Consider the following 9213-nt stretch of genomic DNA (forward strand, 5'->3'; position numbering starts at 1 on the left):
CAGTCTCCCACCTCACCGAAGCCGTCGACTCCCGCTAAGTCACCCGCTACGGCAACACCCCCAGGACCCGCAGGACCCGCCAACAAGCAGACAACAGCAGCAGGGCAGACGCCGGCGCATGACGGTTCCAAGCCCACTGGCAATGCCGCAGCCAACCAACCAGCTGGGCAGCCGGGAGGCAAACAGGCAGGGTCGGCTCCCGTGCCCGCCTCCGCCAAAGGCAACAAACCGGCCGGCCAAAATCAGGGGCACCAGAACCACGGGAAGCAGGCCTCCTCGAAGCCGCCGGGAAACGGCGGGTCCACGTCGAGTGGCGGCACGTCCTCGTCCTCGAGGCCGGTTACCAACAATCGCGCGATCGGCCGCGCCAAGGTCGCCACACCGCCGACCAGCACCCCCAGCTCTCCGCCGAAGCCGTCGGCCTCCCGGTCCCAACCAGACTCGGCCAAGGTTCCTCCCCCGCCGGCTTCCGTGCCGGCACCCGCCGCACCCCCAACGGCCACCAAACCTGCGTCCGCCGCGAGTTCAGCCTCACCGGACACCCCGCCAGCAGCCACCGCAGGCTCAGCCTCATCAGCCGTCAAGCCGGCATCCGCCGCAAGCTCAACCGCACCGAGCCTCAAGTCGTCAGCTGCCGAAAGCTCAATCGCGCCCAAAACTCCGGATGCCGAAGTCGCGCAGCTCAAGGTGGGCTCAGAAACGGGGAGCGACGCTCTGGACGGTGCCGGTGCGTCTGCCGGAAACGGCGCAGAAGGCGCCGCTGTCGGCGAAGCTGGAACTGGCTCGGCCGGCGAGGCCACCTCATCAGGCGAGGCCGACGGTTCAAGCAAGACCGGCGGTTCAGACGTGACGGACGGCTCGAGCAAGACCGGCGGCTCAGGTAAGGCCGGTGACGCGGGCGAGGCTGAGACGCGGGGTACGTCGGATACATCCGGTAAGGGCAGTTCGCAGGACGACACCCGCTCGGCGGGCGAGGACGACTCGCGCGGTGGGACGGCTACATCAGACAAGGTTGGCGCACCGGTGAAGACAGAGGCTCAGCAGAAGACAGGGGCAGGACCGGGCTCGGCAGGTAAGGGCCAGGCCACGGCGGGTTCCACCGGCGAGGACGAGGTCCGCGCGACCAGCCGACCTAGCGGTTCGCCGGCGCCCGTGGCGGGCGACAAGTCGGTGGCGGGCGGAAAGTCGGTGGCGTCCGCTACGGCCGAGTCCAGGCCCGCCGCCTCCTCCCCGAAAACCACCGGTCCTGAATCCGGGAACGCCTCCTCCTCGCTGAAGACCACCAGCGCTGAAACCGAGGCTGCCGCTCCCTCCCCGAAGAGCAGCAGCCCTGGATCCGAGAACGCCGCCTCCTCCTCGAAGACCGCCGGCGCCGAAACCGGGACTGCTGCATCCTCCGCCCTCTCGTCGAAGGGCGCTGAGCCCGGAGCCGAGACTGGCGGATCATCGGCGAAGAGCGCTGCTTCCGAGTCGGAGACTGCCGCTTCGCCGCAGAGGACTGAACAGAAGGCCGATGGGCCTGGTAACGACGCCGCCAGCACAGCGAAGCGTCCTGCTGGGGACGGAAAGGAAACCGCTGCCGCTGATGCGAGGACTGGCAGCGCTGAGCAGGAAGCGGCCGCTACTGCTGAACGGGTTGCTGCCAACAGTGGTGGCCATGCCAAACAGACTGTGGCGGAAACCGGCGTCCACGTGGCTGAGTATGCGGCGGAGGCCGCCGAACATGCGGGGGCTGTGCTGGGTTCGGTTCCTCGGCGGGTCGGCGCGGAACCTCAGCGGTATGCCCTGATCGGCGCGGCTCTGGCCGCGGCCGCGGTGGGCGTGATCCTCATCCGGAGGGCTCGCCGATAGGACGAAATCGGGCGCGGCGCGAACCACCACCCTGATCGGCAACTTGGTCGGCGCTCTAGTCAGCGCCGACGGCTCTACCTGCTCCCGGCCTACTCCCGGGCCTACTCCCGGGCTCATCTCATCACTGCCGCTGGGCCTCACGTCACCACTGCCGCCGAGCCCCACGCCATCACTGCCGCTGGGCCTCAGCGCGCCTGGAGGGCTCGCCGTAGAGACGGCTTCGGGGGTCGCCGCGCAGCTCATGTCGTGGCCAGCGCGATCCGCCGCCTCGGGACGTGAGCCTCGCCCGGGACTGCTTGCCGGCAGGATGACGTCGGGCGCATCGCTGAGTAGGTCCTGATCGGCACGGTCCTGGCTGCCGCCGCCCCGGGGCCTGGGATCGATCCGGGGTGACTCGCCGCGCGATGACGATTTCGGGTGCTGTGCGGGTTTCGGGGTACTCGGTGCACGCCCCTGCGGGCTGACGCCTCGTCGGCCCGCTGAACAGGCTGGCACGGATTCGAACCCACGAACCCATATTTACGACCACGAGCGCGGACTCGTCCGGCAGCGCCGACCGCGAAAACGCTGCCTGATCGTCGCGTCTGCGGTGGATGGCTGGGCGGACGGGTGCTTCGACGGGACCACGGCCGGCCTTCAAGGCAGAGACAGGGCGCGAGGCGGCACCGGCGGATCAGGCAGGCGCCGCCGGACCAGGACAAGGCCCCGGCCGCGCACCCCGAACGGATTCTCGCCCCGCTCATTGAAACGTCTCACAGGCGGGGCGGTCAGCGCGCCGCTGCTGCGGCCGTGGATCTTCTGGCCTATCAAGTGTCAACTCTTGACCCTGCCCTAACGGGATCGTAACGTGAGTCACACCTCGCATAGAACGTTTCAACAAGCCCTTTCACAGGAGGCGTCATGCGCCCTCGGTTCACTGCGGCCGTCGCTCTCACGGCGACCGCCGCCCTTGCCCTCACGGGCTGTACCAAGAAGAACGACACCGACACCGCGGCGGGTGGTGACGCCGGCGCCAAGACGTACAAGGTGGCTTTCGTCCCGAAGCTGCAAGGTGTGCCCTACTTCGAGGCGATGAACGCCGGCGGCAAGGAGGCGGCTGCCGCGCTCGGCAACGTCGAGTGGCTCTACCAGGGGCCGACACAGGCGGACGCGGCCGCGCAGGCCGACATCGTCCGCTCCTACATCCAGCAGAAGGTCGACGCGCTGATCGTGGCGCCGAACGACCCGGACAGCATGGCCCCGCTGCTGCAGCAGGCCAAGGACGCCGGCATTCACGTCGCGACCGCCGACACCGACGCTCCGTCCAGCGTGCGGGAGGTGTTCGTCAACCAGGCCACCGCCGACGGCATCGGCCAGGGGCTCACCGATGCGCTGCTCACCGCGATGGGCGGCAAGGGCAAGTATGCGATCGTCTCCTGCGGCCAGACCGCCGAGAACCTGAACGCCTGGATCGAGGTGCAGAAGGCGTACACGAAGGAGAAGTACCCGGAGGCCCAGATCGTCGACATCGTCTACGCCGGTGAGGATCAGGCGAAGGCGACACAGATGGCGACCGACCTGATGAACGCGCACCCGGACCTGACCGGCCTGGTCGGCGAGTGCACGTCGAGCGCCCCGGGTGTGGCGCAGGCCGTCAAGGACGCCGGGAAGATCGGCAAGGTGTTCACGGTGGGCCTGGGCACGCCGCAGGCGATGAAGCCGTACCTGCAGGACAAGTCGTCGACTGCCGCGATCCTCTGGGACGTGGAGAACCTGGGCTACCTGACCGCGTGGGCCGGTGCCCAGATCGCGCAGGGCAAGTCGTTCGAGGCCACCAACAACGTGTCCGGTGACCTGTCCGCGGTGACGTACGACAGCGCGAGCAAGATGCTGCTGCTCGGCCCGGCGCTCGCGATCACCGACCAGAACGTCGACCAGTTCAACTACTGATGACCGAGACGATCGATACCCCGCGACTGCGCCTGACCGCTGTGTCCAAGCGGTTCGGCGCGGTTCGGGCCATTCAGCACGCCGACATGACCGTCCGGGCGGGCACTGTGCACGCCCTGGTCGGGGAGAACGGCGCCGGCAAGTCCACCATGATCAAGATCGTTGCCGGGGCGGTCACCGCGGACACCGGTGAGATCGAGTTCGACGGGGCGCCGGCCCGGATCGCCTCCACCACGGACGCGATCGGGCTCGGCATCGCCACCGTCTACCAGGAACCGCAGTTGTTCCCGGAGCTGACCGTGGCCGAGAACATCTTCCTCGGCCGCGAGATGAAGAAAAACGGAAGGATCGACTGGGCCGGGCAGAACGCGCGCGTGGTCGAACTCCTGGCCCTGCTCGGGCTGCCGGGCCGCTACGCCACCGCCACCGTCGGCGACCTGTCGGTGGCCGAGCAGCAGCAGGTGTCGATCGCGAAGGCGCTGTCCGGCGACGCGAAGGTGCTGATTCTCGACGAGCCGTCGGCGATCCTCACCGACGCCGAGATCGAGGTGCTGTTCGACGTGGTCCGGCGCCTCACCGCCTCCGGGGTGTCGGTCATCTACATCTCGCACCGGCTGGACGAGTTGTTCCGGATCGCCGACGAGGTCACCGTCATGCGCGACGGGCGGACCATCGGGACGTACCCCATCGGTGATCTGAGCGTGCGCCAGATCGCGCACCTGATGGTGGGCGGGGAACTCTCCGACGAGCGTCCGCACCGGCAGGTCCCGGACGGGCCGGCGGTGCTGGAGTTGCGCGGGCTGGGCCGGGAGAGCCGTTTCCACGACGTGGACGTCACGGTCAAAGCGGGTGAGATCGTCGCCCTCTACGGGCTGGTCGGCAGTGGTGTCTCCGAGATCGCCGCCTGCATCTACGGCATCGATCGCGCCACATCCGGGGAAATACATTTGAATCAGCAGAGAGTCACGCCGCGCAACCCGGGCCACGCGCAGAGACTCGGCATCGCGCTCCTGCCGGCGAACCGCAAGGTCGAGGGCATGTTCGGCTTCCAGTCGATCGCCTTCAACATCTCGGCCGGCCACCTCAAGCTGCTGTCCCGGTTCGGCGTCCTGGTCGACCGGGCGAGGGAGAAGACCGTCGCCACCGACATGATCAAGCGGCTGGCGGTGAAGACGCCGCACGAGCGTCAGCCGATCAGCGCCATGTCCGGCGGCAACGCGCAGAAGGTGGTGCTGGCCCGGCAACTGGTCGAGCGCCCGACGGTGCTGGTCCTCGCCGAGCCGACGCAGGGCGTGGACGTCGGCGCCAAGGAGGAGATCCACCGGCTGATCACCGAGCTGGCGCAGGAGGGCACCGCCGTCCTGGTGGTCACCTCGGACCTGCCGGAGGCGCTGCGGATCGCCGACCGCATCCAGGTGGTGCGGCGCGGCACGACGACCGACGAGTTCGGCCCGGACGCGAGCCAGGTCGACCTGCTGGCGGCGGCTGCGGGAGGCACGGAATGACCACGGAGTCGTTGAACAAAAACGATAAAACCGAAAAAAACGAAAAATCGCCTAAGCGGGTACGCGTCCTGCCGGCGCCCGTCACCGGCCAGGAGGTCGTCCTCGTCGGCGTGATCGCGCTCCTCTGGGCCGGCCTGGCCCTGAGCACGCCCGCGTTCCTGACCGCCGGCTCGATCCAGCCGCTGCTCGTCGCCACCGCCCCGATCGCGCTGATCGGCGTCGGCATGACGATCGTGATCATCACGGGCGGTATCGACGTCTCGGTCGGCGGCGCGATCATGGTCTGTTCGGTGCTGACCGCGAAGACCCTGGTCGGCTCCGGGGTGAACCTCGGCGTCGCGGTCCTGCTGTCGGTGCTGACCGGCGGTGTGCTGGGCCTGGTCAACGGGGTGCTGATCGCCTACGGGCGGGTGCACGCCATCATCATCACGTTCGGCACCGCGAACCTGTTCATGTTCCTCGGGCTGCAGATCTTCGGCTCGGGCACGGTGAACGGGATCCCCGGCACGCTCGCCTTCTTCGGCCGCGGACCGGACGGCCGGACGCTCGGTGTCCCGCACGCCTTCCTGATCACCGTCCTGGTCACCGCGGCGGCCTGGTGGTACCTGCGGCACACCGCGGGCGGCCGGCACTTCTTCGCCATCGGCGGCGACGCCCAGGCGGCCCGGCTGGCGGGCGTCCGGGTGCAGCGGCGCGTGCTTCTCGCGTACACGACGACGGGTCTGCTCGTGGGTCTGGCCTCGTGTTTCGTGATCGCCCAGGGAACGTCGACGCTGGATCAGACCGTCGGGTCGGGCAAGGAACTGGCGGTGATCGCCGCGGTGGTCATCGGCGGAACCTCGATCATGGGCGGGCGCGGTTCGGTGCTCGGCACCCTGCTCGGCGCGCTGCTCGTGCAGTCGGTGGCGTCCGGGGTGACCCAGCTGGGCTGGCGGTCACAGCTGTCCGACCTGTTCGTCGGCATCTTCATCATCGTGGCGGTCGGTGCCGACCTGCTGCGGGCGCGGGCGCGGAGGTCCCGATGACTACGACAACCCGGGGAAGATCCGACATCACGCGACTGCTCCTCACCCAGCGCATCCCCCTGCTGGCCGTCCTGATCGTCGTCGTGGTGGTCACGTTCTTCATCAACGACGCGGGCGGTTACCTGACCGCCTCCTACGACTTCGACTACATGTCGGGGTCGCTGATCAGCGCCGTGCCGCTGGCCATGCTCGGCCTTGCCGAACTGATCGTCATCCTCTCCGGACGCGGCGGCATCGACCTCAGCGTCGGCGCCATCGTCTCCCTCTCCGGGATGATCTTCGGTTTCGCGTACGGCCAATGGGGCTGGCCCCTGTGGTTCGCGATCATCGCCACGGTGCTGTTCGGCGGGCTCTGCGGCGCGGTCAACGGTGTCCTGGTCAGCTACATCGGCTTCCCGGCGTTGATCGCCACGCTGGCCACGTTCTACGCCTTCAAGTCGATCGCCATCGTGATCAACAACCAGCAGCCGATCAGCACACCGCCGATCCAGGAGCTCTACTCGCTGAGCAAGTCGGTGGAACTCCCGGTCATCGGCGCCTCCGTCCCGGACGTACCCCTCGGGATCTTCACCTTCCTGCTCCCCACGGTCGTCGCCGTCTGGCTCCTGCTCGCCAGGACCGCCTACGGCCGCCGCCTGTACGCGATCGGCACCAACGACGTCGCCGCCCGCTGGTCCGGACTGCCCGTCCGGGACACCCGTTTCAAGGCGTACGTCTACGCCGGCCTGATCTCCGGCCTCGTCGCCGTGGTCACCGTCGCACAGTTCGCCTCCGCCCGCCCCGACGCGGGCGTCTCCGGCAGCGGCATGGCGCTGCCGGCCATCACCATCGCCGTGCTCGGCGGGGTGGCGATCACCGGAGGCATCGGCAGAGTCGCCGGCGTCGTCCTCGCCACCCTGCTGATCGTCTGGCTGAACGCCGGCATCCTGCTCGCGTTCGTCGGCAACGAGGGCTCGCAGTACCAGCTCCTCGCCCTCGGCACCGTCCTCGTCTTCGCGGCCCTGCTGAACGGCCTGACCACCCGACGCTACGGAGGAACCGTATGAACCTCAGTGCACTGGACGACTTCACCATCGAGGTCCCGAGCTGGGCCTACGGCAACTCGGGGACACGGTTCAAGGTCTTCACCATGCCCGGCGGGCCGCGCAACCCGTACGAGAAGATCAGCGACGCCGCGCAGGTGAACCGCCTGACCGGCCTCGCACCGCGGGTGTCCATCCACATCCCCTGGGACCTCGTCGACGACTGGTCGGACCTGCGCGCGCACGCCGAGAAGCTGGGCGTGAAGCTGGGCGCGGTCAACTCGAACGTGTTCCAGGACGACGACTACAAGCTCGGTTCGCTGTGCCACCCGGAGAAGCGGGTCCGCGACAAGGCGATCGCGCACCACAAGCTCTGCCTGGACGTGATGCGCCAGACCGGATCGACGGACCTGAAGATCTGGCTGCCGGACGGCCTGAACTATCCCGGTCAGGACTCGCTGCGCGGCCGGCAGGACCGGCTGGCCGACTCGCTGCAGCAGATCTACGCGGCGATGGACGACGACCAGCGGCTGCTGCTGGAGTACAAGTTCTTCGAGCCGTACTTCTACAGCATGGACATCCCGGACTGGGGCACCTCGCTGGTGCACTGCCTGGCCCTCGGTGACAGGGCGTCGGTGGTGCTCGACACCGGCCACCACGCCCCCGGCACCAACATCGAGTTCATCGTGATGCAGTTGCTGCGCGTCAAGAAGCTGGGGGCGTTCGACTTCAACTCCCGCTTCTACGCCGACGACGACCTCATCGTCGGTTCGGCGGACCCGTTCCAGCTGTTCCGCATCCTGAGCGAGATCGTGTCGCTGGGCGCGCACCGGCCCGAGTCCGGGGTCAACTTCATGCTCGACCAGTGCCACAACATCGAGGAGAAGATCCCGGGTCAGATCCGCTCGGTCCTCAACGTGGAGCAGGCACTGGCCAAGGCCCTGCAGGTCGACCAGGAGGCGCTGGCCGCCGCCCAGGTCGAGGGCGATGTGCTGGGCGCCCACGCGGTGCTGATGGACGCCTACGAGACTGATGTGCGGGGCGCCCTGGCGGACCGGCGCGAACAGCGGGGCCTTCCCCGCGACCCGCTGGCGGCTTACCAGCATTCGGGGTACGCGGAAAGCATCGCGACCACCCGCACCGGCGGCGCGCAACTCAGCTGGGGAGCCTAGGCACCCAACCGGACGGGGCGGCGAAAGTCGCCCCGTTTCCGCCGTTCCCGGCACATCCCACCGGCGACCGGCGCACGATGATCTCATGACAGCTCCGCCCCCGGACCGGAATTCCCGGGTCGCGAGCGTCCGCGCCCGGCTGGCCGACCTGATCGACCCGGTGCCCGACCCGGACGAGATCGCACTGGTCATCCGCCTGCTCCGCTCGTACGCCGGCAAGACCCCGGCGGCAGCGGAGAAACTGGTCGGCCTGCTCCGGGCGGGCGACGTGGCCCGGGTCCGCGACCACGCGCACGGCATGAAAGGGTCGGCCACGAACATCGGGGCGAACGCGTTCTCCCTGCTCTGCGCGGACGTGGAGCAGTACGCCCGGGTCGGCAGGCTGGCCGACCCGGACAGCACCGAGGACCTGATGAACATCGAGCTGGCGGTCACGCTGGAGGCGGTGACCGCGGTGGCCGCCGACTTCGAGGCCCTCCCCTGACGTCGCCTCTCCACGTGGGCCGCAGGAGATCTCGAACCGGTCGTCCACCATCTGGGCGATGAACCAATCACGCTCGTTCCGGCGGACCTCCTGCTTGGCGAACGTCAGCCCTCCGTACCGGTTCCTGCGTTCCGCCCACGCCGCCAATCCACGACGGCCGAGCCGGCCCTCCGGAACGGCGGCTGACCGGACCGCCCACAGCGAACGCACTCGCGGTCGGCACCG

General features: G+C 68.7%; 7 protein-coding genes. 6 read left to right on the top strand and 1 reads right to left on the bottom strand.

Going from position 1 to position 9213, the window contains the following annotated elements; genetic code table 11:
• Positions 1 to 242: 242 nt before the first annotated feature.
• Positions 243 to 449, bottom strand: a complete 207-nt coding sequence (locus tag WH85_RS51175; RefSeq protein WP_157411531.1) for a hypothetical protein — start codon at positions 447 to 449, stop codon at positions 243 to 245.
• Between the two features lie 2302 nt (positions 450 to 2751).
• On the opposite strand from WH85_RS51175, the gene WH85_RS40435 reads away from it, so the two are divergent.
• From WH85_RS40435 to WH85_RS40460, 6 genes are all read left to right on the top strand, one after another.
• Complete coding sequence (locus WH85_RS40435) at positions 2752 to 3780, top strand: autoinducer 2 ABC transporter substrate-binding protein (RefSeq protein WP_045747461.1); 1029 nt, start codon at positions 2752 to 2754, stop codon at positions 3778 to 3780.
• Entirely contained in the window at positions 3780 to 5285 is a 1506-nt protein-coding gene (locus tag WH85_RS40440; protein ID WP_045747462.1) for a sugar ABC transporter ATP-binding protein, read from the top strand. The genes WH85_RS40435 and WH85_RS40440 overlap by 1 nt, the downstream gene beginning before the upstream one ends.
• Positions 5286 to 5395: 110 nt before the next feature.
• On the top strand, positions 5396 to 6310 hold the full coding sequence (locus WH85_RS40445) for an ABC transporter permease (protein ID WP_245674306.1): 915 nt from the start codon (positions 5396 to 5398) through the stop codon (positions 6308 to 6310).
• Positions 6307 to 7356 carry an ABC transporter permease gene (locus WH85_RS40450; protein ID WP_045747464.1) on the top strand — a complete coding sequence of 350 codons (1050 nt, stop codon included), beginning with the start codon at positions 6307 to 6309 and terminating at the stop codon, positions 7354 to 7356. Before WH85_RS40445 ends, WH85_RS40450 begins: the two co-directional genes overlap by 4 nt.
• Positions 7353 to 8504: an L-rhamnose isomerase gene (gene rhaI / locus WH85_RS40455; protein ID WP_045747465.1), complete on the top strand. Its 1152-nt coding sequence runs from the start codon at positions 7353 to 7355 to the stop codon at positions 8502 to 8504. Before WH85_RS40450 ends, rhaI begins: the two co-directional genes overlap by 4 nt.
• An 85-nt stretch (positions 8505 to 8589) precedes the next feature.
• Positions 8590 to 8988, top strand: coding sequence for an Hpt domain-containing protein (locus WH85_RS40460; RefSeq protein WP_045747466.1), 399 nt, complete (start codon positions 8590 to 8592; stop codon positions 8986 to 8988).
• The last annotated feature ends 225 nt before the right edge of the window (positions 8989 to 9213 follow it).

It is taken from the genome of Actinoplanes rectilineatus (assembly GCF_000962825.1).
Taxonomy (GTDB): domain Bacteria; phylum Actinomycetota; class Actinomycetes; order Mycobacteriales; family Micromonosporaceae; genus Actinoplanes; species Actinoplanes rectilineatus.